Origin of the sequence: Aeromonas sp. 600948 (genome assembly GCF_049174875.1) — a bacterium.
GTDB classification, from domain to species: domain Bacteria; phylum Pseudomonadota; class Gammaproteobacteria; order Enterobacterales; family Aeromonadaceae; genus Aeromonas; species Aeromonas veronii_A.
The window spans coordinates 1-22,288 of record NZ_JAAKTY010000007.1; the positions used below are offsets into that span (position 1 = coordinate 1).

Annotated in this window: 22 protein-coding genes and 2 tRNA genes; 9 read left to right on the top strand and 15 right to left on the bottom strand. The window is 61.4% G+C overall.

Going from position 1 to position 22,288, the window contains the following annotated elements; all coding sequences use genetic code 11:
- The 3 genes from G5182_RS07910 to G5182_RS07920 form a co-directional block, all read right to left on the bottom strand.
- On the bottom strand, positions 1 to 320 hold a 320-nt coding region (locus tag G5182_RS07910), incomplete at its 3' end, for a GTP-binding protein (protein ID WP_021139867.1).
- A gap of 168 nt (positions 321 to 488) precedes the next feature.
- Positions 489 to 563: transfer RNA gene (locus G5182_RS07915), tRNA-Gly, on the bottom strand.
- A gap of 38 nt (positions 564 to 601) precedes the next feature.
- Positions 602 to 686, bottom strand: a tRNA-Tyr gene (locus G5182_RS07920).
- A 263-nt stretch (positions 687 to 949) separates the two neighbouring features.
- On the opposite strand from G5182_RS07920, the gene coaA reads away from it, so the two are divergent.
- The gene (gene coaA / locus G5182_RS07925) at positions 950 to 1,888 is read left to right on the top strand and encodes a type I pantothenate kinase (protein ID WP_005339877.1); all 939 of its coding nucleotides are present in this window, start codon (positions 950 to 952) and stop codon (positions 1,886 to 1,888) included.
- A gap of 81 nt (positions 1,889 to 1,969) precedes the next feature.
- Here coaA and birA read toward each other — a convergent pair whose 3' ends face one another.
- Both birA and murB read right to left on the bottom strand, forming a co-directional pair.
- On the bottom strand, positions 1,970 to 2,935 hold the full coding sequence (birA, locus tag G5182_RS07930) for a bifunctional biotin--[acetyl-CoA-carboxylase] ligase/biotin operon repressor BirA (protein ID WP_227341803.1): 966 nt from the start codon (positions 2,933 to 2,935) through the stop codon (positions 1,970 to 1,972).
- Positions 2,932 to 3,969 (bottom strand): UDP-N-acetylmuramate dehydrogenase, encoded by a 1,038-nt coding sequence (gene murB, locus G5182_RS07935; RefSeq protein ID WP_159164501.1) that lies wholly within the window; start codon positions 3,967 to 3,969, stop codon positions 2,932 to 2,934. The genes birA and murB overlap by 4 nt, the downstream gene beginning before the upstream one ends.
- A 127-nt stretch (positions 3,970 to 4,096) precedes the next feature.
- Here murB and G5182_RS07940 point away from each other — a divergent pair, with 127 nt between their 5' ends.
- Both G5182_RS07940 and G5182_RS07945 read left to right on the top strand, forming a co-directional pair.
- Positions 4,097 to 4,750: a potassium channel family protein gene (locus G5182_RS07940; RefSeq protein ID WP_005339863.1), complete on the top strand. Its 654-nt coding sequence runs from the start codon at positions 4,097 to 4,099 to the stop codon at positions 4,748 to 4,750.
- Positions 4,747 to 6,102: a TrkH family potassium uptake protein gene (locus tag G5182_RS07945; protein WP_005356363.1), complete on the top strand. Its 1,356-nt coding sequence runs from the start codon at positions 4,747 to 4,749 to the stop codon at positions 6,100 to 6,102. The genes G5182_RS07940 and G5182_RS07945 overlap by 4 nt, the downstream gene beginning before the upstream one ends.
- Before the next feature lie 41 nt (positions 6,103 to 6,143).
- On the opposite strand, the gene G5182_RS07950 is transcribed toward G5182_RS07945, so the two are convergent.
- Entirely contained in the window at positions 6,144 to 6,974 is an 831-nt protein-coding gene (locus G5182_RS07950; RefSeq protein ID WP_227341802.1) for an AraC family transcriptional regulator, read from the bottom strand.
- 101 nt (positions 6,975 to 7,075) lie between these two features.
- On the opposite strand from G5182_RS07950, the gene G5182_RS07955 reads away from it, so the two are divergent.
- Both G5182_RS07955 and G5182_RS07960 read left to right on the top strand, forming a co-directional pair.
- Entirely contained in the window at positions 7,076 to 7,609 is a 534-nt protein-coding gene (locus tag G5182_RS07955) for a carboxymuconolactone decarboxylase family protein (protein WP_139412137.1), read from the top strand.
- A 13-nt stretch (positions 7,610 to 7,622) separates the two neighbouring features.
- Positions 7,623 to 8,063 carry a DUF417 family protein gene (locus G5182_RS07960; protein WP_005357613.1) on the top strand — a complete coding sequence of 147 codons (441 nt, stop codon included), beginning with the start codon at positions 7,623 to 7,625 and terminating at the stop codon, positions 8,061 to 8,063.
- 40 nt (positions 8,064 to 8,103) lie between these two features.
- Here G5182_RS07960 and G5182_RS07965 read toward each other — a convergent pair whose 3' ends face one another.
- The 3 genes from G5182_RS07965 to G5182_RS07975 all read right to left on the bottom strand — a co-directional run bounded on the left by G5182_RS07965 (position 8,104) and on the right by G5182_RS07975 (position 12,647).
- Positions 8,104 to 10,059 (bottom strand): DNA topoisomerase III, encoded by a 1,956-nt coding sequence (locus G5182_RS07965; RefSeq protein ID WP_421254319.1) that lies wholly within the window; start codon positions 10,057 to 10,059, stop codon positions 8,104 to 8,106.
- Between the two features lie 67 nt (positions 10,060 to 10,126).
- The gene (locus G5182_RS07970) at positions 10,127 to 10,624 is read right to left on the bottom strand and encodes a response regulator (protein ID WP_227341800.1); all 498 of its coding nucleotides are present in this window, start codon (positions 10,622 to 10,624) and stop codon (positions 10,127 to 10,129) included.
- A 55-nt stretch (positions 10,625 to 10,679) separates the two neighbouring features.
- The gene (locus tag G5182_RS07975; protein ID WP_227341799.1) at positions 10,680 to 12,647 is read right to left on the bottom strand and encodes an ATP-binding protein; all 1,968 of its coding nucleotides are present in this window, start codon (positions 12,645 to 12,647) and stop codon (positions 10,680 to 10,682) included.
- Positions 12,648 to 12,923: 276 nt separating this feature from the next.
- On the opposite strand from G5182_RS07975, the gene G5182_RS07980 reads away from it, so the two are divergent.
- Positions 12,924 to 14,054, top strand: a complete 1,131-nt coding sequence (locus G5182_RS07980; protein ID WP_005339847.1) for a NapC/NirT family cytochrome c — start codon at positions 12,924 to 12,926, stop codon at positions 14,052 to 14,054.
- 23 nt (positions 14,055 to 14,077) lie between these two features.
- Complete coding sequence (gene torA / locus G5182_RS07985; protein ID WP_227341798.1) at positions 14,078 to 16,558, top strand: trimethylamine-N-oxide reductase TorA; 2,481 nt, start codon at positions 14,078 to 14,080, stop codon at positions 16,556 to 16,558.
- A gap of 85 nt (positions 16,559 to 16,643) precedes the next feature.
- Here the strand turns inward: torA and G5182_RS07990 are convergent, their stop codons facing one another.
- The 4 genes from G5182_RS07990 to G5182_RS08005 are packed head-to-tail and all read right to left on the bottom strand — an operon-like array spanning position 16,644 to position 19,509.
- Positions 16,644 to 17,105, bottom strand: coding sequence for a hypothetical protein (locus tag G5182_RS07990; RefSeq protein WP_216952238.1), 462 nt, complete (start codon positions 17,103 to 17,105; stop codon positions 16,644 to 16,646).
- Between the two features lie 41 nt (positions 17,106 to 17,146).
- Positions 17,147 to 18,496, bottom strand: a complete 1,350-nt coding sequence (locus G5182_RS07995; RefSeq protein WP_216952239.1) for a sensor histidine kinase — start codon at positions 18,494 to 18,496, stop codon at positions 17,147 to 17,149.
- Positions 18,493 to 19,149, bottom strand: coding sequence for a response regulator transcription factor (locus tag G5182_RS08000; RefSeq protein ID WP_005341873.1), 657 nt, complete (start codon positions 19,147 to 19,149; stop codon positions 18,493 to 18,495). The genes G5182_RS07995 and G5182_RS08000 overlap by 4 nt, the downstream gene beginning before the upstream one ends.
- A gap of 21 nt (positions 19,150 to 19,170) precedes the next feature.
- The gene (locus tag G5182_RS08005; protein WP_227341797.1) at positions 19,171 to 19,509 is read right to left on the bottom strand and encodes a PepSY domain-containing protein; all 339 of its coding nucleotides are present in this window, start codon (positions 19,507 to 19,509) and stop codon (positions 19,171 to 19,173) included.
- A gap of 63 nt (positions 19,510 to 19,572) precedes the next feature.
- Here G5182_RS08005 and G5182_RS08010 point away from each other — a divergent pair, with 63 nt between their 5' ends.
- A complete protein-coding gene (locus G5182_RS08010) occupies positions 19,573 to 19,821 on the top strand; it encodes a PepSY domain-containing protein (RefSeq protein ID WP_041202391.1) in 249 nt (82 codons plus the stop codon).
- Here G5182_RS08010 and msrQ read toward each other — a convergent pair.
- On the bottom strand, positions 19,818 to 20,444 hold the full coding sequence (gene msrQ, locus G5182_RS08015) for a protein-methionine-sulfoxide reductase heme-binding subunit MsrQ (protein WP_227341796.1): 627 nt from the start codon (positions 20,442 to 20,444) through the stop codon (positions 19,818 to 19,820). The two genes, G5182_RS08010 and msrQ, sit on opposite strands and share 4 nt — an antisense overlap.
- Positions 20,435 to 21,436, bottom strand: a complete 1,002-nt coding sequence (gene msrP, locus G5182_RS08020; RefSeq protein WP_227341795.1) for a protein-methionine-sulfoxide reductase catalytic subunit MsrP — start codon at positions 21,434 to 21,436, stop codon at positions 20,435 to 20,437. Before msrP ends, msrQ begins: the two co-directional genes overlap by 10 nt.
- Positions 21,437 to 21,804: 368 nt before the next feature.
- On the opposite strand from msrP, the gene G5182_RS08025 reads away from it, so the two are divergent.
- Positions 21,805 to 22,287: a DUF1097 domain-containing protein gene (locus G5182_RS08025; protein ID WP_201937441.1), complete on the top strand. Its 483-nt coding sequence runs from the start codon at positions 21,805 to 21,807 to the stop codon at positions 22,285 to 22,287.
- The last annotated feature ends 1 nt before the right edge of the window (position 22,288 follow it).

Consider the following 22,288-nt stretch of genomic DNA (forward strand, 5'->3'; position numbering starts at 1 on the left):
GCTACTACCAGGATCGCGCCGTCCATCTGGGCAGCACCGGTGATCATGTTTTTAACGTAGTCGGCGTGACCCGGGCAATCTACGTGGGCGTAGTGACGGGTAGCGGTGTCGTATTCTACGTGGGAGGTGTTGATGGTGATACCACGCTCACGCTCTTCCGGTGCCTTGTCGATCTGGTCGAAGGCGAAAGCTTTACCACCGAAGTGCTTGGCCAGCACGTTGGTGATAGCTGCAGTCAGGGTGGTTTTACCGTGGTCAACGTGGCCGATGGTACCCACGTTAACGTGCGGTTTATTACGCTCAAATTTTTCTTTAGACATGATCGTCCCTCTAAACTAACGCTGAGTACGCGGTGGCAAGCTAACCACAGAACAGTTTATATGATGGATTTGAATCTGGTGGGAAAGAGAGAGGTACTGATGGCTGGTTCGCTTGCCGAACTCACCCTAGGGTGCGGCTCTGCTAACGCCTGAGCCATATCAGCATCTTGGAGCGGGCAGCGGGAATCGAACCCGCATCATCAGCTTGGAAGGCTGAGGTAATAGCCATTATACGATGCCCGCATTTCTCTAACCCAAAGAACTCAAACCGCAGAGAAATATGGTGGAGGGAGAAGGATTCGAACCTTCGAAGGCAGAGCCGTCAGATTTACAGTCTGATCCCTTTGGCCGCTCGGGAACCCCTCCAGACGCCAGATTGTCACAACGGTAATTCTGCTTGCACCCGTTGTGTTTATCGCTTTTGCACCGCAAATAGACGACAGACAGTCAAGCGTCGCGCATTTTATTGTAAGGTTTTGGGGGATGCAACCATTGAACCCGGCAAAATATGCTTTATTGCTGGGAAGTTTGCAAAAAAGCGGGGGCAAACAAGCCAATCCTGCTGCGTCCCTTGTCGCTCCCCCACCCTTGGTGTATGGTCGCCGTGCCCAAGAAACAGTGATGACACCATGACGACAGAGCATAACCCCTATCTGCAATTCACCCGCGAACAATGGGCGTTATTGCGCGATTCGGTCCCCCTGACCCTGACCGAACACGATCTGCAGACCCTGCGCGGGATCAACGAGAAGGTGTCATTGCGGGAAGTGGAAGAGATCTATCTGCCTCTCTCCCGCCTGCTCAATCTCTATGTCAAAGCCAAACAGCGTCGCAGCCGGGTGCTGGAGCAGTTTCTCGGCCAGTCCCGCGGCAAGGGCACTTATATTATCAGCATTGCCGGCAGCGTGGCGGGGGGCAAAAGCACCACGGCCCGTATTCTGCAGGCCCTGTTGGAGCGCTGGCCGGAACATCCACGGGTGGAGCTGGTCACCACCGACGGCTTCCTCTATCCCAACAAGGTACTGGAAGAGCGCGGCCTGATGCGCCGCAAGGGGTTCCCGGAATCCTACGACATCCGCCATCTGGTGGAGTTTGTCGCCAACATCCGCGCTGGTCACGAGAAGGTCGAAGCGCCGGTTTACTCCCACCTTATCTACGACATCATTCCCGATGAGAAGAAGGTGGTGGAGCAGCCGGACATCCTGATCCTGGAAGGGCTCAATGTGCTGCAAAGCGGCATGGATTACCCTCAGGAGCCCCATCGGGTCTTCGTGTCGGACTTCGTCGACTTCTCCATCTATGTGGATGCCGATGCCGAACTGCTGCGCACCTGGTATATCGAACGCTTCCTGAAATTCCGCAGCGGCGCCTTCTCGGATCCCGACTCCTACTTCCATAACTACGCCAAGCTGGCGGAGAGTGAGGCGACCCAGATCGCCAGCAACATCTGGCAAGATATCAACTATCTGAATTTGCAAGAAAATATCTTGCCAACGCGTGAGCGAGCCAACCTGATCATGACCAAGGGCCATGAGCACGCCATCGAGCAGATCAAACTGCGCAAATGATGACGGCGGTTGCCGGATAACGAAGAGGGGGCCCGCGGGCCCCCTCTTCTTGTTTGGCATCATGAGCGGCCTTGCTGACCCTCAGTCGCCCCGGCGCAGGGAGAGCTCGCCCCCCAGATAGTATTTGATCCCTTCACCTGTCTCCAGTCGCAGGGCGCCGCGATCGTCGATGCCACGAGCGATGCCGCGGATCTCCTGATCCCCCATCAGCAGGCGCACAGGGCGACCGGCAAAGTGATCGAGCCGGTTCCACTCATCGACAAAGCTTGCCAGCCCCTGCTGCTCAAAGGTGTGCAGCGCCCGCTGCAGATGGACGATCATCCGGGCCGCCAACTGATTGCGATCCACCAGTTCCGGATTGATGTGACGCAGCTCAGCCCAGGCCTGATCAATCTTCTCACCTTCGCGGGCAGGCATCGCCAGATTGAGACCAATGCCGATCACCAGATGACAACTGGCCCCGGCGCTACCGCTCATCTCCACCAGTATTCCCGCCAGCTTGCGGCCCTGATAGTAGAGGTCGTTCGGCCACTTGAGCTCGACGCCTTGATAGCCAAGGGACTCCAGCGCTTCAACCACTGCCACGCCGACCGCCAGACTCAGCCCCATGGCCGCCGCCATGCCTTGTTCGAGTCGCCAGTACATGCTGAGGATCAGCTGGCAACCAAACGGCGAAATCCAGGGTTTGCCACGACGACCGCGCCCGGCTGTCTGACACTCGGCCAGACAGCTCTCGCCAGAGCGCAGCTCATTGACCCGATCCAGCAGGTGTTGATTGGTCGAGCCAATGACCGGAAAACAGTGCACCGGTGCCATCGGGGCCAGTGCCTGCAAGGTAGCCTGATCATAGAGCGCCATCGGCACCGCCAACCGGTAGCCCTTGCCGGTCAGGCTAAAGAGATCCAACCCCAGCTCCTTGAGCGCCGCCATGTGTTTGCTCACCGCCGCCCGGCTGATGCCGAGCTGCTCACCCAGCTGTTCGCCGGAGTGAAACTGGCCGTCGCTAAGCAGGGTGATCAGGGTCTGTCTGATGGGAGTCAACGTCATGAGAGCACCTCGTCGAGCCAGGTTTCACCATGCGCCCCCATAAAGCGCACCTCGTGCTCCAACACCACGCCAAACGTCTGCTCCACGCTGTCGCGGACATGAGCCGCCAGCGCGATCAGCTCCATGGCACTGGCGCCCCCTAGATTGACCAGTACCAGCGCCTGCTCCTGATGGACGGCGGCGCGGCCGATGGCGAAACCTTTCAGACCGCACTGATCGATGAGCCAGCCCGCAGCCAGCTTGGCCTGCCCTTCTCCGGCCGGATAGCAGGGCATCTGCGGGTAGCGCACCTTGAGCGACTCCGCCAGCGCGGCAGGCACCACCGGATTTTTGAAGAAGCTACCGGCATTGCCGAGCACGGCGGGATCCGGCAGTTTGGCCATGCGGGTGGCACAGACGGTATCGAAGATGACCTGCGCCGAAGGCGCGTCACCGAGCGCCGCCAGTGGGCCATAGCCCAGCACCGGTTGCCACCCCTTGGGCAGTTTGAGCCCGACGGCAGTGATCAGGTGGGAATCCTGATACTCGTGTTTGAAGATACTGTCGCGATAACCGAAGCGGCACTCTGCCGCCGCGATCCGTTCTATCTCGCCACTCTGCCAGTTGAACGCCTCGACATAGGCGCAGAAGTCGGCCAGCTCAACGCCATAGGCACCGATATTCTGCACCGGCGCTGCACCGACTGTGCCGGGAATGAGCGCCAGATTCTCCAGCCCGAACCAGCCCTGTTGCAAGGTATGGCGCACCAGCTGATGCCAATCTTCACCGGCCGCAACATGGAGCAACCAGTGATCGCCACCATCTTCAGCGGTAATCCCCTTGAGCCGGTTGAGCACCACCAGACCGAGAAAATCGGTGGTGAAGAGCATGTTGCTGCCGCCGCCCAGATTGAGGCGCGGCAGCTGGTTGAACTGCGGATCGGCACGCAGGGTCGCCAGATCGGCAACCTGCTCCACCTCGGCCAGCCAGAGGCAATACGCATCGAGGGCAAGGGTGTTGAGCTTCAACAAGGAGGCGTTGGCATTCAGTTTCATCGGTCTATCCCGGCTTGGTGCAAGGGCGCAGTCTACCTCAAGTTGCCCCATGACGAAAAACCCGAGCCCTTTTCGGGGGAATAGCAGTGGTTTAGAGTAGGCGACTTCAACTGCTGAGGAATAACTCATGAACAACCAGTTTGCCGTCATCGGCCTGGGCCTGTTTGGCAGCGCGCTGTGCGAAGAGCTGCAACGGCAAGATGCCGAAGTACTGGCCATCGATATCGACGAGAGCAAGACCCGGCAAATCGCCGCCCTCTGCAATCACGTTATCGTGGCCGACGCCACCGATGAGGCCACCGTGGCCGAGCTGGGACTGGCCAATTTCGATATCGTCTTCGTTGCCATCGGTGACAACCTGGAGACCAGCATCCTCACCACCCTCGTCTTGAAAGAGGCGGGCGTGAAGAAGGTGTGGGTCAAGGCGCGCGACAAGTTCCACGCCAAGATCCTGCAGAAAGTGGGCGCCGACAAGGTGATCAACCCGGAGTGGGACATGGGCCGCCGGGTCGCCCAGAGCATGCTGGACAACCGGCTGTTCGACTATCTGGAGCTGGGCCACGACATGGTGCTGACCGAGTTCGTGATTGGCCTACAACAGAACGGCCGGGAACTAGGCGACTTCCATCTGCTGCAACAGAGCGATTTCCAGCTGCTCGCCATCAAGCGTGGTGATGTGCTGCACAACGTGCTGACCGGCAAGATGGAGCTGCAACTGGGCGACATCCTGATCCTGGCGGGCAACAAGCACGCCATCGACCACTGGCTCGAAACCCTATGATCAACTGGCGCAGCAGCTACGCCTTCGCCCTCCATCGGGAGCAGGACTCTCGCTGGAGCGAAGCCCGGCTGATCCTCGGCAGCTTTCTGATCATTCTGCTGATTGGCACCATCTTTCTGGTGCAACCCTCCAGCCACAATGGCGAGGTCACCTTCGTCAACGCCCTGTTTACCGCCACCTCGGCCATCAGCGTGACAGGTCTTGGCGTGGTGGATACCGGCACCGCCTTTACCCTGCAGGGGCAGATTTTCCTGCTGATGCTGATGGAGATCGGCGGTCTGGGCCAGATGACCATGACCCTGCTGCTGATCGCCATCTTCAGCAAACGGGTCGGCCTACGCCAGCAGGTACTGGCCAAGGAGGCGCTGGGACAGGAAGGCTCGGTCAACATCATTCAGCTGGTCAAACGGATCGTGCTGTTCGCCTTTATCGCCCAATTGATCGGTACCGGCATCATGGCGATCCGCTGGGTGCCCGAGATGGGTTGGGTGCACGGCCTCTATGTCAGCTTCTTCCACGCAGTATCGGCCTTCAACAACGCCGGGTTTTCGCTGTTTGCCAACAACCTGATGGACTATAGGGACGACCCCATCATCAGCCTGACCATCGCCGGTCTGCTGATCCTGGGGGGGATCGGCTTTACCGTCATCGTCGATCTGGTGCGCAACCGCCGCTGGCGCAAGCTGAAGCTGCACAGCAAGCTGATGCTGCTGATGACCCCGGCGCTGCTGCTGGCCGGTACCCTGATGTTCTGGCTGCTGGAACACAACAACCCGGGCACCCTCGGCAAGGCCGGTATCGGTGGCCAGCTGCTGGCTGCCTTCTTCCAGTCTGCCAGCGCCCGTACCGCCGGTTTCAATACCATAGATATCGGGCTGATGACCCCAGCGGCGTTGCTGTTCCTGATGATGCTGATGTTTATCGGTGCCGGTGCCACCTCCACCGGTGGCGGTATCAAAGTCACCACCTTCGCGGTCGTGCTGCTGGCGACCAAGGCGTTTCTGACCAAGCGGCCCCATGTCACCGCTTTTGGCCGCACCCTGTCGCCCCAGATCGTGACCCGCTCGCTGGCCATCATCATCGTCAGCACCATGGTGCTGATGCTGGCGATGTTCCTGCTGATGGTGACCGAGGATCTGCCGTTCGACAAAATCATGTTCGAGACCATCTCGGCATTTGCCACCGTCGGCCTCTCCACCGGCATCACCGCCTCCCTGAGCGAGCCGGGCAAGCTGATCCTGGTGCTGGTGATGATCTGCGGCCGTCTCGGCCCCCTGACCCTGGCCTTTATGCTGGCCCGCCCGGTCGAGACCCGCATCCGTTATCCGGAAGAGAACGTCTATACCGGCTGACCAGCCATGAACACGGGGCAGCCACTGGCTGCCCCGTTTTTTTATTCGGCTTGTTGCTGCGCCTTGAGCCAGCGCCCCGGGCTCACCCCCAGCTCCCGCTCGAATGCCCGACCAAAGGCAACACTGCTGCTGTATCCCGCACCCAGCGCCACCTGCACCATGGGCTCCCCCGCCAGCAGTTGCTGGCAGGCGCACGCCATGCGCCAGCGGGTCAGATAACCAAGCGGCGCTTGACCGACCCGCTCCTGAAACCTCGCGGCAAAGCGGGCCCGCGACATGCCGGCCTCCCGCGCCAGCGTGGCCACCGTCCAGGGTTCATCCCCACGCTGATGCATCACCGAGATCGCCTTGGCCAACTGGGGATCGGAAATACCTGCCAGCATCCCCTGCTGACACACCCCTTGCTCGACCAGATGACGCAGCAGCAGGATCAACAGTACCTCCAGCAAGCGGGAGATCAGCGGATCCTGCCCGTAGCGGGGGTGAAACGCCTCGTCAAACAGCTGACTCAGCACCGGCGTCAGGACAGGCAACTCACGTAGCGGCAGCACCAGCGAGCCCGGTAATGCCAGTTGCAACGGCGATGATCCCCCCTTGCCGAATACGACATTGGCGCACACCAAATCACAACCCCCCAGAGTTCTGGGTTCAAGCTTGTGAGGACGTCCCCGAGGGAACAGGATCAGAGTCGGCTCCTCGAGCAGCAAGCTGGCTCCCCCCTCTTCACGCAGCATGACGGCACCGCTGCGCAGCAGATGAAGATGTCCGCCACTCGGGTAATCATCACTGGAGGAGTTCTGGCACAGGTTGCCGGCGAAGAAGATCTTGGCTTCGGGGGAGGCATGAACCAACAGGGCAGAGAGCGGATCCATATTTGAGACTAATAGTATTTATTTGCAGACGATGAGTGATAAACCGTATCACGAATGACGGCACACTGTCTCCCGTACCTTCACTACCACAGGAGAAGATCATGAGCCGTATCCAACCCGTATCCCAACCGCAACCCGCAGCTGCCCAGACCCTGGCCACCCTGCAACGCAATCTGGGTATGGTGCCCAACCTCTACGCTACCCTGGCCCACTCGCCAGCCCTGCTCAATGGCTTCCTGGCCTTTGCCGAGGCGCTTGGCAAGGGGCGTCTCACTGCCCCACAACGGGAGTTGCTGGCACTGGCCATAGGTCAAGCCAACGCCTGCCAATACTGTTTGTCTGCCCACACACTGCTCGCGGGCAAGGCCGGATTCTCGGCCCAGGAGATCCGGGCTGCCCGGCTCGGCCAGGCCTCGGCTCCCCTTGATCACGCCCTGCTGCAACTGGCAACAGCGCTGGTCAGTCAGCGCGGGGTGATCAGTGACGAGCAGCTTGCTAGCGCCCGTGCCGCAGGCGTAGATGACGAGCTGCTGCTGGAGGTGCTCGGCCAGGTGGTGGTCAATACCCTGACCAACTATGGCAACCACCTGGCGGCGACCGAGATCGACTTCCCGCCCGTCACTCTGACCCCTTAAACAAGGAGCCCCCATGCAGCAACATGACAAAGGCTTTCTGGTCGCTCTGGCGGGCGTGGTATTGACCCTGCTCTGGATCGGCGTCTTCAAGTTTACCCCGACAGAGGCAGCCGCCATCAAACCACTGGTAGCCAGCCACCCCTTGATGAGCTGGCTCTATGGCCCCCTGTCGGAACAGAGCGTATCGAACCTGATCGGGGTGGTCGAGATAGTGATCGCCATCGGGCTGGTCGTGGGTCTGTGGCAACCTCGCATCGGTTACTGGTGCAGCATGGGGGCTATCGTCACCTTCCTGGCGACGCTGAGCTTCCTGCTGACTCTGACAGGTGTCTGGAAGATGGTTGACGGCGTGCCAGTCACCGAGTTCTTCCTGTTCAAGGACCTGGTGTTTCTCGGTGTGGTTCTGCACTACCAGCACAGGATCCGTGCCAGCTTGTCCACTCAGGCAGCCTGACAACAATGCCTTTGGCGCCCAGGATGGGCGCCTTTTTTCGTTATGCAGCACTGGTCTGGCGCTTGCTGGTCGTCTTGCGCGGTCGGGGCCCGCCAGTCTTGCGCTTGGTAAAACGCCGCTTGCCGGCCCTCGGTGCCTCCTTGGGCAGGGCGCTGAAGCTGGCGCCGGAGTCCTGCCGCGCCCCCTCGATCAGACCGTTGAGCTGCTCGGTGAGCGGCCCCATAAACTGCTGATAGCTGCCGTGGCGCTCGGCGATCTGGCCGAGGCTCTGCTCCCACAGCGCCGTCATATCCGGCGTGGTGGCCGTCGCAGGCAGCGCCTGTACCAGCGCCCGCCCGGTCGGGGTCGCCTTGATGCTCTTGCCCTGACGCACCAGAAAGCGACGCTTGAACAGCAGGTCGATGATACCCGCCCGGGTCGCTTCTGTGCCGAGGCCATCGGTGTCGCGCAGGGTCTTGCGGATCTCGGGATCCTGCACATAACGAGCGATGCCGGTCATAGCCGCCAGCAGGGTGGCATCGGTGAACGACTTGGGCGGCTGGGTCATCTTCTCCTGCAGTTCGCCCCGCTCGCACAGCAGTTGCTCTCCCTCTTTCAGGGCAGGCAGCGTGCCCGCCTTCTCTTCGTCGTCATCCTCCTCCACTCCGAGCAGCGCCTTCCAGCCCGCCTTGAGGATTCGCCGCGCCTTGGCCTGAAACAGGCCACCGGCGATGCGCAGCAGCACCTTGCTGTCGTTGTATTCGAACGGGGGATAGAACTGTAGCAGATACTGGCGGGCAATCAGGCCATAGAGCTTCGCCTCGTCGGCCCCCAGTGTGGCGGGGTTGCCCTGCTTCTCGGTGGGGATGATGGCGTGGTGGGCATCCACCTTGCTATCGTTCCACGCCTTACTGCGGATCTTGCCATCAGCCTCGCTCACCGCCTTGGCCAGTGCAGGCGCTGTAGCGGCGATGGCACCGCGCACCTGCTCGGCCCGCTTGAAGTGGTCGGTCGGCAGATAGCGGCTGTCGGAACGCGGATAGGTGATGAGCTTGTGACGCTCGTAGAGGCTCTGGCAGATATCGAGCACCCGCTTGGCATCCATACCGAACCGTTTGGCGGCATCGATCTGCAGGCTGGAGAGGTTGTAGGGCAGCGGCGCCGCCTGCTTGCGGGCATGCTCCTCCACCGATTCGACCTGTGCCGGTTGGCCGTTAATCCGACTCACCACCTTGTCGGCCAGCGCCCGGTTGAGCACCCGCCCCTCCTCATCTTGCCACGGCAGGCAGGCTTCCGATGGCAGCCACTTGGCGGTGAAGCGCTCGTTGCTATCGGTCAGCAGATGGGCCAGCACCTCGTAGAAGGGTTTGGGGACGAAGGCCTCGATCTCGAGATCCCGCCGCACCACCAGCCCCAGCAGCGGGGTCTGCACCCGACCGACCGAGAGCAGCTCGCTACAACCGGCCTTGCGGCCGAGCAGGGTATAGACGCGGGTCATGTTGATGCCGTAGAGCCAGTCGGCCCGACTGCGGGCCAGCGCCGAGACCGCCAGCGGTACGAATTCCTTGTTGTCCCTCAGCTTCTCGAGAGCGCGGCGCACCGCTGGCGGGTTGAGATCGCTGATGAGGCAACGCTGCACCGGCTTGGTTTTCGGGTAGCCGAGAAAGTCGATCACCTCGTCCACCAGCAACTGCCCTTCCCGGTCCGGGTCACCGGCATTAACCACGCAGTCCGCCTGCTTGATCAGTCGCTTGATGACGGTGAGCTGGGCTTTGGTCTTGGGCTTGGCCACCAGCTGCCACTGGGCGGGGATGATGGGGAGATGCTCCATCCGCCACTGCTTGAAGGCGGCGTCATAGGCATCGGGCTCGGCCTGCTCCAGCAGATGGCCGATACACCAGGTGACCACATCACCCTGGGCGGTTTCGATAAAACCGTCGCCCTTCTTGTGGGGCTTGGGCAGGGCATCGGCAATGGCACGGCCCAGCGTGGGCTTCTCGGCGATAAAGAGTCGCATCGGTGGCTACCTGCAATACTGTATATGCAGACAGTATACAACTGCCACCGCGAAAGCCCAACTGCCCCTACTCGTCGAACGGGTGATCGTGGATGGCGGCAAACAGCCGCGCCTGATTGAGCAGCGGCGCATAGTGGAAGGCATTTTCGCCATCTTCCGCCAGCAGGTAGTCGGTCAGCTGTTCGCGCACCGCCTCTTGCAGGGTCTCCAGCTTCCACGGTTTGGCAAGGTAGTAGTGCAAACCGCCGCGGTTGACCGCATCGACGGTGGCCTCCAGCCCCGCTTGTCCGGTCAGCAGCAATTTGCGGCTGGCCCGGGTGGAGGCTCGCCGGTTCAGCTCCACCAGAAAATCGACTCCCAGGGTTCCCGGCATGATGTGGTCACAGAGGATCAGCGCCAGCTTGTTGCCGTCGTGCTCCCACTCCTCCACCACCGCTCGCGCCTCATCGACGCTCTCGGCGGCTTCCAGTTCGAAGTGGGAGCGGAACGGGGCGAGATCGTGGATCACCGCATCCAGCACCTCCCGCTCATCGTCCACACACAGGATCAGATAGTGTTTGTTCATTGCTCCTCCTTGGCGACATGGTTTGGCACGCCGCGCGATTGATGCTGGCGACGGCTCAGGCCGCATGCTCCTTGTTGTGATGAGGTTCGCCCCCGTAACCGGCCTGCCCCATGCCGTCCAGCGGTAGACAGACCCGCATCCGGGTGTAACGGCCCGGTTCGGAGGCCACCTCGATCCGGCCGTGGTGCTGCTGAACTATCTGCAACGAGACACTCAGACCAATCCCGAGGCCGAAATGGCCCTCCCGCTTGGTGGTGAAGTTGAGATCGAAGATCCGCTGCCACAGCTCGGGCTCGATGCCGCAACCACTATCCTCTATCTCCACCATGACCCACTCGGGATCCAGCAACCCGGTGCGAATGGTGAGTCGCCCCGGGCCGCTCATGGCATCCAGACTGTTGGCGATCAGGTTGGTCCACACCTGCTGCAGGGCGATGGGGTGACAGCGCACCAGCGGCAGCGGCTGGTACTCCTTGCAGAGATCATGATGCTTGAGGCGGTTTTCGATAATCATCAAGGTATCTTCCAGCCCCTCGTGCAGGTCCACCAGCGAGGGTTCATCCCTGTCCTGCCGGGCATACTGCTTGAGGCTCTTGACCAGATCGCCGATGCGACGGGCGCACACCTCGATATTGCGCAGGAAGCTGCCGGTCTGCTGGAACAGCTCCAGCCGGGAGAGCAGCGCCTCCCGCTCGTCGGCAGTGCGGCTGGCAAACCAGCGTTGCCAGTTCAGCTCGTCATCCAGATTCATCTGCACCGCCAGCCGCGCCTGCTGGCGATCGCCAAAGCGCCCTTCAGCCTGCCGGGTCTTGTCACGGATCTCGCTGGTCGAGACCGGCTGGGAAGAGAGCGCCTGACAGAGGGTCTGGTTGCCCAGCCCCTTGATGGGTGCTGGCAGCTCGAGATTGACCAGATCGGGGATGGCGGCCCGCAGAGTCTCGCTGCCACGAATAATGGCCGCCACCGGGTTGTTCAGCTCGTGGGCAACACCAGCCACCAGCTGGCCTAGCATCGCCATCTTTTCGCTCTCCACCAGCTGGGCGTAGGCGGCATCGAGGGAGTTGAGGGTCTGTTGCAACCGCATCTCGGTACGGATGCTGTTTTGCAGACGGCGGTTGAAGTGGCGCAGCAGCAGGTTGGTAAAGGAGGGGAGCAGTTCGCTGCGCGCCTGCATCACCCGGGAGAATTGCAGCTTGTCGAGCTTGATCACCTCGGCACCGGTCAGGGTCACGCCGGTGGTGAAGGCGGGTTCGCCGGTGACGAAGGACATGCCCCCCACCAGCGAGCCGGTACGGTAGTGCACCACCTCCTGATCGATCCCCTGCTCGTCCCGCTTGCGCAGCACCACCTCCCCCTTGGCGATAAACCAGAGGAAGCTGTTGGGCTCCCCCTCGCGGGTCAGCACATGGCCCGGGCTGTAGTGGCGGCAGACCCGCTCCTCGTCATTGCCCTCGAAAAACTGGTAGAGGCCGTCGATCACCACCCGGGAGAGTTCTTCATCGCTGCAGTGGGTGTAATCCATAAAGCCCTGCCGATAGGCTGCCAACTGGCGATCGACGTGGGCTCGCAGCAGCTTCTGGTTGTCGAGCACGGCGGCATAGCTCAGCAGATCCGCCTCGGGACGCTGCAATACAAAGTGGCTCGCCTGCTCGATCACCGCCCGGCGCAGGCTGCCATCGCGCCAGGGGCGTTGCAGGTAGTAGTCGAGACGACCGAGGTTCACCGCCTCGATGATCGATTTCATCTCGGGCTGGCTGCCCAGCAGGATCTTGCGGCACGCCTCATGACGGCTGCCGAGGCGGATCAGAAAATCGGCCCCTCGCCCATCCCCCAGCTCGCTGTCACACACCACTACGGCGGGTGGCTGCCCCTTGCGATCCAGCTCGTCCAAGGCCAGCTCAGCCGACCCCTGACCGACTACCACCACCAGCGCGAAATGGCCGAGCAGCGGAGCCAACTCCTGTTCGAATTCGGCCAGCAGTTGCACGTTGGCGGCGACACACAGCAGTGAGAAAGGGCTCATCAGCGACACTCCGTTGAGGCTCACTGCTCACTATATCAGCGAATCTTGTGGGGTTTTGCGAGGGGGCTAACAGCTGTCGCGGAAAGTGCACAAATAGATAAAACAGAAAACAACTGAATTTAATTCGATAAATGTGTCAATGGCGAAATAAAAGGCAAAATGTGACAACAATCAAAAATATAAACCATGATGAAGGTCAACGCCTTATCCCTATCATTACTACTACTATTGGACTAGTACTATGTAGGTAATTATTGACCGTAGGAAAACGCCGCCATGATTGGAAAACTGATAAGAAAAACCTGGTTCTGGCTCCTGCTGCTCGGGGCCCTGCTGGGTGTCGCGGCACTGGGTGTCACCGTGACCGTGCTGCACAAGACCAGCTCCACCGAATTCTGCGTCTCCTGCCACTCCATGCAGACTCCGCTCGCCGAATATCAGGGCAGTGTCCACTTCCAGAACACCAAGGGGATCCGCGCCGAGTGCGCCGACTGCCACATCCCGGGCGACCCCACCTCCTACCTGTGGACCAAGATCCGCGCCGTGAAGGATATCTATCACGAGGCGATCGGCACGCTGGATACCCCGGAAAAGTATGAAGCCCACAAGCTGCGGATGGCCCAATCCGTCTGGGACGAGCTGAAAGCCAACGACTCCGCCACCTGCCGCAGCTGCCACAGCTACGAGGCGATGGACATTCTGGCCCAGCGCCCCAATGCCCGTGCCGAGCACCCGGTCGCCATCAAGGAGGGTCAGACCTGTATCGACTGCCACCGCGGTGTCGCCCACATCATGCCTGACATGAGCGGCCTGGCTGCCGCCGGTGCCAGCGAGCTGGCGCAGGCTGCGGCCCAGACCCCGGCCAACGTCACCACCCGTTACGCCATCGCCACCACCCCGCTGTTCCTTGATGCTGCAGCCAAGACCGACGAAGGTACCCTGATGCCCTCCACCAAGGTGGAAGTGCTGGCCAACGAAAACGGCCGCGCCAAGGTGCAGATCGAAGGCTGGCAACAGGATGGTGTGAGCGAAGTGTTCTACGCCGCACCGGGCAAACGGATCCTCAGCGTACTGGTCGGCGATGCCGCCAAGAAAGCGCTGGTCACCGGCCAGAGTGAAACCGACAGCGCCACCAACCTCACCTGGCATCAGGTCAAGCTGACCGCCTGGGTCGACCAGAGTCAGCTTATCGGCGATCAGGGTAAGCTGTGGCAATACGCCTCCACCCTGATGTCCAACAACTGTACCGGCTGCCACGGCCTCACCGCGCTGGATCACTTCAATGCCAACCAGTGGATCGGCGTCATCAAGGGGATGGAATCTCGCACCTCCCTGACCCCGGAACAGGCTCGCATGTTGACCCAGTATGTCCAGAAACACGCCAGTGACATGAGCGCGGCCCACTAAGGCTGGCACAGAGGAAAACCGTTATGACTTTTTTCAATGACAAGAAGACCAATCTGTCCCGCCGCAACCTGCTCAAGGGGCTCGGCGCCTGCGCAGCCCTGCCCCTGCTCGGCGGCATTTTTCCCAAGAGTGCGCTGGCGCAAGCCATCAGCACCGCATTGAGTCAGTTCCCGACCCTGGTGCCCGCCCAGAAGGGCATTCTAACCGGCGCCCACTGGGGTGCCTTCGAGGCGATAGTCGAGGATGGCCGCATGGTGCGCGTCCAGCCGGTGGCCGATGATCCGGCGCCGAACGACCTTATCGACATGGCGCCGTTCCAGGTGCACGCCAAGAACCGCATCAAATACCCCATGGTGCGCAAAAGCTGGCTGGAGCATGGCCCGGGCGCCAAGCCGGAGCTGCGCGGTGCCGACGAATGGGTACGAGTGAGCTGGGACAAGGCGATCGAACTGGTGGCCGGCGAGATCCAGCGGGTTCAGAGTGACTTCGGCCCGCAGGCGATCCACGCCGGTTCCTACGGCTGGAAGAGTGTCGGCATGTTCCACAACAGCCGCACCCTGCTGCACCGCCTGATGAACCTCTCCGGCGGCTTCACCGGTTATGCCGGTGACTACTCCACCGGCGCGGCTCAGGTGATCATGTCCCACGTGATGGGCTCCATCGAGGTGTACGAACAGCAGACCGCCTGGCCCAACGTGGTGGAGAACGCCGAACTGGTGGTGCTGTGGGGGGTCAATGCTCAGGTCACCCTGAAGAACAGCTGGAACATGCCGGATCATGAAGGTCAGGCCGGCTTCAAGGCGCTGAAAGAGAAAGGCACCCGCGTCATCAGCATCGATCCGGTCTACAACGAGACCGCCAAGCTGGTCGGCGCCGAGTGGATTGCCCCGAACGCCTACACCGATGTGGCCATGATGCTGGGGGTGGCTCACACCCTCTATAGCGAGAAGAAGCACGATCAGGCCTTCCTCGATCGCTACACCGTCGGCTTCGACAAGTTCCTGAACTACCTGCTCGGCAAGGATGACGGTCAGCCGAAGAGCGCCGAGTGGGCGAGCACTGTCTGCGGCGTCGATGCCAAGGTGATCCGCCAGCTGGCCCTCGATATGGCCGCCAAGCGCACCATGATCATGGCCGGTTGGGGTATGCAGCGTCAGCAGCACGGTGAACAGCCGAACTGGATGCTGGTCACTCTGGCCTCCATGTTGGGCCAGATCGGCCTGCCGGGCGGCGGCTACGGCTTCAGCTACCACTACTCCTCCGGTGGCAGCCCCACCGCCAAAGGCGGCATTCTGGCGGGGATCTCCGCCGGCAACGCACCGAAGAACAGCCCGGCCCCGATCCCGGTGGCCCGCATCGCCGACTGCCTCGCCAATCCGAGCAAGACCATCGACTTCAACGGCCGCAAGGTGACCTATCCGGACATCAAGCTGGTCTACGTGGCGGGCGGCAACCCCTTCCACCACCATCAGGACACCAACAACCTGCTGCAGGCGTGGCGCAAGCCGCAGACCGTGATCGTCCACGAGCCCTACTGGACGGCGACTGCCAAGCACGCCGATATCGTGCTGCCGGTCACCACCAGCTACGAGCGCAACGATCTGGAGATGGGTGGCGACTACTCCCAGCGCTATGTGTTCCCGATGCACCAGTGCGTGCCGCCCCAGCACGAGTCCCGCAACGACTTCGATATCTTCAGCGCCATCGCCGCCAAGCTGGGCGTGCAGGAGCAGTACACCGAAGGGAAGGACGAGATGCTGTGGCTCAAGCAGATGTACGACGGCATGGCGGCGCAGGCCCGCGGTGCCCGCGTGGCGCTGCCGCCGTTCAACATGTTCTGGGAGTCCAACAACTACATCCGCTTCCCGATCCCCGAGGCCAACCGCCAGTGGATCCGTCACGCCGATTTTCGCGAGAATCCGCTGCTCAACCCGCTCGGCACCCCGTCCGGCAAGATCGAGATCTTCTCCAACACGGTGGCGGGGATGGGTTACGCCGACTGCGCCGGCCATCCCAAGTGGTATGAGCCCAAGGAGTGGGTGAAGAGCGAGGTGGCGGCGCGCTATCCGCTGTCGCTCAACACCTCCCACCCGACCCAGCGGCTGCACTCCCAGCTCGACAACACTCCGCTGCGGGACAAGTTCGCCATCGCAGACCGCGAAGCGATCATGATCCATCCCGCCGACGCCAAGGTTCGTGGTATCGCCCAGGGGGATCTGGTGCGCGCCTTCAACGAGCGCGGCCAGATCCTGGTGGGCGCCCTGCTCTCCGAAGATGTGCGCCAAGGGGTGGTGCGGATCTGTGAAGGGGCCTGGTACGACCCGGCCAAGCCGGGCGAAGCGGGTAGCATCTGCAAGAACGGCAACGTCAACTGCCTCACCTTTGACGAAGGCTCGTCCAGTCTGGCGCAGGGCAACTGCGGCCACATGGCCCAGCTGCAGATCGAGAAGTACACAGGCCCGGTACTGGCCAACACCGCCCACGCGGTACCGGCCAACGGCTAAGGCGATTGCCACCCAATAAAAACGGCGCCATCAAGGCGCCGTTTCTTTATCTGTCTGCCAAAGAGCACACATAGTCCGGACGGATTTAAAAATCCCCCTCTTCCATATACTCCTGCGCGCACTCCACCAGCTGCGGCCACAGCTCTTCCGGCACCCAGGCGTCCGGGTCATCTTCATCCCCGTCGTACTGGCTCCAGAAATAGCGGCGCAGGCCGGAGGCAAACTCGTCGCTGATCTCGGCCAGCTCCGAGAGCGGCCCCAACCAGGCGATGCGGCGCAGCCCAGAGGCGAGATCGTTGATGGCATCCATCAGGGTGCGATCGTCGAAGCTCTGCTCCACCAGCAGGGTGAAGCGCTCGCGCGCCTGCTCGGTCTGCTCCTCGTCCAGTTCGCCCACATCGGCCAGCAGGTCGACAAAATCTTCCAGCAGATAGGCAATCAGGCCATCCCGATCTTCAAACCACTGGATCTGGGCGCCCTTGACCCCCAGTACAGAGGCATCGAATGAATCGTCAAGATGGCACAGGGCCCACGGATCGTCGGTCATGGTTCTCTTCCTCAGGCTAAAACAAATGCCATATCTTATGCCTAGCTCTCGACCCTTGCCACCTTGGGCAACGAGAGGGAGGCGGCCAGCCCGCCCAGTTCGGCGCGGCCCATAATAAAGCTGCCGCGATAGGCTTCCGCCAGATCGGAGACGATGTTGAGACCGAGACCGGAACCCGGCACCTTCTCGTCGAGCCGCACCCCGCGCAGCACCGCCTTGGCGATCTGATCCTCGCTCATGCCGGGGCCGTCATCCTCGATACGCAGGGTGATCCAGCCCCCCAGCTCGGCGCTGGAGATACGCAGCTCGCTGGCGGACCATTTGAAGGCGTTCTCCAGCAAATTGCCCACCATCTCGTCGAAGTCCTGCTCCTCCACCCCGACCGCCAGATTGGCGGGCACTTGCAGATCCACCGTCTTGCCCGGATAGAGGCGGGAGAAGGCGCGGCAGATATACTCCACCCGCGCCCGCACCGGGGTCGACACCCCGAGGATCTTGGCGGCGCCGGTCACCCGCGCCTTACCGAGGTGATAGTCGATATGGCGCTGGATCTGGTCGAGCTGCTCGCCGATGGCGGCCTGATCCTCCGGCGGCAACTGGGCAACCTGATTGCGCATGATGCTGAGCGGCGTCTTGAGGGCGTGAGCCAGATTGCCGGTGTGGGCACGGGCACGCTGCAGCAGCTCGCCGTAGTGGTGCAGCAGCCGGTTGATATCCTCAACCAGCGGCTGGATCTCCAGCGGATAGCGCAGCCGGAATCCCTCCTGATGACCCTCGTGAACCCGCCCCAGTTCACGGCGCAGCAGATGCAGCGGCCGCAAACCATAGACGATCTGGAACATGAAGCCGAGCACCAGACCGGCGGCGGCAAAGCCGAGACCGAGGAACAGGCTGATGCGAGTTTTCTTCAGGGTCTGGATCAGGGTGCTGCTGTCCTTGGCCATCACCAGGGTAAAGACCCGATCCGAACCGGGCAACAGCACGGTGCGGGTCATGATCAGCAGCGGCTCCTTGTTGGGGCCCTTGCCAAAAAAGAGGTCAGGATCGCCAAAGGCAGACTTGAGGCCACGGCTCACCAGATGGGTGTCCCACAGGGATCGGGAGCGGCCCACCACATTTTCCCCCAGTTCCAACTGCCAGTAGTAGCCGGAGTAAGGTTGGCTGAAACGGGGATCGGCCATCGGTTCGATCACCACAGGCAGACCACTCTTCTCCACCTCCAGCCGGGAGAGCAGATCGTAGAGTTGCAGGCGCAAGCCGTCAGCCTCTGCCTCCTGCCAGTAGTTGCGCATCATGGTCTGCAGGCTGAAGCCGGTGGCGAACAGGAACAGCCCGCACCACACCAGCGCAATGGCAAGCAGCCGCCCCCGCAGGGTTCGGACCAGCCTCATTCGTTGATCCGGTATCCGAGACCACGCACTGTCTCAATCAAGTCGGGATGGGTCTTCTTGCGGATCCGGCCGATGAACACCTCTACTGTGTTGGAGTCACGGTCGAAATCCTGAGCGTAGATGTGATCGATCAGCTCGCTGCGCGACACCACCTTGCCCCGATGCTGCATCAGGTAACCCAGCACCCGGAACTCGTGGGCGGTCAGCTTGATGGGGGTCCCTTCGTACCACACCTGGGAAGCCGCCATATCGAGCCGTACCCCGCCAATCTCCAGAACGGAGCTGGCGTTGCCTGCCGCCCGGCGCACCAGCGCATGCACCCGCGCCACCAGCTCGGCCACCTGGAACGGCTTGGTGAGGTAGTCATCGGCACCGGCATTGAGCCCCTCGATCTTCTCGTGCAGTTGGCCACGGGCGGTCAGTACCAGCACCGGGGTATCGATTCCCTTGCTGCGCCACTCCTTCAACACGCTCAGGCCATCGCGCCCAGGCAAGCCGAGGTCGAGAATGATGGCATCGTAAGGTTCGGTCTCTCCGAGAAAACCGGCCTCGTTGCCATCATGGCAGAGGTCGGTGACAAAGCCGGAGAGGCGCAGCTGTTCAGCCAGCTGGCCAGCCAGAATTTTTTCGTCTTCAACAATCAGAATTCGCATGAACAGGCTTCCACACAGGGGTTATTCATCATCCTCGACCGGGGGCTTTGGCGGCTCGAACAGCCGCTCCAGATGGTGGCCCTTGGCCCACACCAGCTCAAGGTTGTCGGCCCGATAGGCTACCTTGATCACGCTGTTTTCCCGATCGATGACTCGCAGTTCATAGAGCCAGATACCATCCTCTTCCCCCAGATCCACCCGCAACACCCGCACCGGCAATCTGGCCGCCACCTCCATCATTTCATGGAAGGGCCGAACCCGTCCCTCATGGACAGCTTGCTGCAGCTGGGCTTCATCAGGCATGACCGCCTGTGCCAGCACCGGCAGCAATAACCCGAGCAGAGGGAGCGCTCTATTCATGGATGATTTATCTCCAAAAACCTAACATAATGGCGTTTATAGTCTGCCAGCCATGAATCCGGAATGAATATGATCCCGCGCAGTTTCCTGCTTATCCTTTGCCTGTTGAGTGCCACAAGCTGGGCGGCCCAGAGCCGTCTCGACATGGCCGGTCTGGTCAAACTGTTGCTGGCGCAAGGGTATCACGACATTCGGGAAGTGGAGCTGGAAGGGGACAAATTCGAGGTCAAAACCCTCAATCGCCAGGATCAGAAGGTGCATCTCATCGTCGATGCCTACACCGGCGAGATCAAACAACGAGAGGCCGATTAGGCCTCTTTTGCATTCCAGCGTCCCCGCATGGGGCGCAGCAGCTTCTCCCGTCTCGGCCAGAGCAGGGCGCAGGCCAGCAGCAGGTAGATGAGAGGCTCCCCCCAACCGCTCTTGAGCGACCACCAGTAGTGCACCGGCACCAGCAGGGCGATGGCATAGACCCAGTTGTGCAGCTTCTGCCATGCAGCGCCCATGCTGCGCTGCAATGCGGGCAGCGAAGTGATGCTGAGGGCGGCCAGCAGCAGCAGGGCCACCATCCCCACCACTATGTAGCTGCGCTTGACCAGCTCGCCGCCAATCAGCCCCCAGTCAAACTGCAGATCCAGCCCCAGCCACGCCATGAAGTGGAGCAGCGCCCAGGCAAAACACCAGAGCCCGAGGGGGCGGCGCAGCTTGATGAGCTGCCCCTGCCGCCAGCGCTTGGCCAGCGGCGACACCAGCAGGGTGAGCAGCAGCAGGTTGAGCGCCCCCTTGCCGAGGTAGTGGATAAGCTCTGGCACCGGATCGCCCCCCAGCAGACCTGCCGGAATGGCAAACCACAGCCAGAGCAGGAAGCCGAGAGCGCCCAGATGCACCAGTGCCCGCAAGCCGTTGATATGGGCCGGTTTCAATCTCAGTACCATTGGCGCAGATCCATCCCCTGATAGAGCGAGGCGACTTCGTCACCATAGCCGTTGAACATCAGGGTCGGCTGACGCTTGGCGCCAAACACCCCGCCCTCGCCGACAAAGCGCTCGCTGGCCTGACTCCAGCGCGGATGATCCACCTGCGGATTGACGTTGGCGTAGAAGCCATATTCGTTGGGAGCCAGCAGATTCCAGGTGGTCGGCGGCATCTCCTCCACCAGCCGGATCGAGACGATGCTCTTGATGCTCTTGAAGCCGTACTTCCACGGCACTACCAAGCGGATCGGCGCGCCATTCTGGGCGGGCAGGGTCTTGCCGTAGAGCCCCATCGCAAGGAAAGAGAGAGGGTGCATCGCCTCGTCGATACGCAGCCCTTCGACGTAGGGATACTCGATGCCGCCCCCCAACCTGGAGGCCTGCCCCGGCAGCTGTTTCGGATCAAACAGGGTTTCGAAGGCAACAAACTTGGCGCGACTGGTGGGCTCGGCACGGCGGATAATCTCCGCCAGCGAGATGCCGTTCCAGGGCAGTACCATGGACCAGGCTTCGACACAGCGCAGTCGGTAGATCCGCTCCTCCAACTCGCTCTTGTTGATGAGGTCCCACACATCGAGGGTAAAGGGCTTGGCCACCTCCCCCTCCACCTTGAGGGTCCAGGGTTCGGGCTTGAGGTAATGGCCGTTGCGAGCCGGGTCGGACTTGTCGGTGCCGAGCTCATAGAAGTTGTTGTAACTGGTTGCCTTCTCTTCCGGTGTCAGCACCATATTGGCCGGGCGCTCGGCAGGCTTGCTGTTGAGCGGCCTGGTGGCTAACAGGGGAGCATCCTCTTTGCCGCGCAGCAGGTCGAGCACTCCGGCCTGAGTGGGAAACGCCAGGGTGGCCGCGCCCAGACCCAGCCCCTTGAGAATAAGGCGGCGGTCCTGATAAACAGCTTCCGGGGTGACATCCTGTTCGGTGAGGGGGTGGGCGGTACGACGCTTGATCAACATGAAAAACTCCCGGGGCTGAGTGAGGCACTACGGATAAGACCCGCCCCGGCAGATTTTTATTTCACACAAATTTACATCATGTGGTGCAGGGGCAGTGCCTTGGCCATGGTGCCGACCAGAAACAGGACTACGAACACCAGCAGGGGAACGATCACATTTGGCGCCATCAGACTCACTCCATGAGCAGGACAGGGCCTCTAACTATGGCCGACTGTCAGGCCGGTCACCAATGAATTTTTTTCGCGAGCGCAAGCGTATTCCTGAGTTGAAAAGGGTGATGAAGATCACACACAATTCTGCCCCCGCTTGCCGCCCCGATTGCCGGGGGTAGGCTGCCCATTTTGCGAAGCCAACTGAAGAGTCGCCCCATGAGCCCACTGATCGCCATCGCCATCACTACTGGAATTCTCTCCGCCGTCTGGGGCTGGGTTGCCGTCGCGTTCGGCCTTATCTCCTGGGTCGGCTTTCTCGGCTGCACCAGCTATTTCGCGTCAAGCGGCGGCTACAAGGCGCTGCTGCAGACCATCTTCTGCAACACCAGCGGCATGCTGTGGGCACTGCTGCTGATCCATGGCGACAGTCTGTGGGGAGCGGGTGTGGCGGGTTATGTGATGACGGGGGTGGTCGCCACCCTGATGTGCGTACAGGCCAAGCAGCAGTGGCTCGGCTACATTCCCGGCACCTTTGCCGGTTGCTGTGCCACCTTCGGGGCGGCTGGCGAGTGGCGGCTGATCCTGCCCTCCCTCATCATTGGCGCCTTGTTCGGTTACCTGATGAAGGCGAGCGGCCTCTGGCTCTCCCATAAAACTCAAAAAGCCGATGCCGCTCCGGCGGTGGTTGATCCCGCCTGAT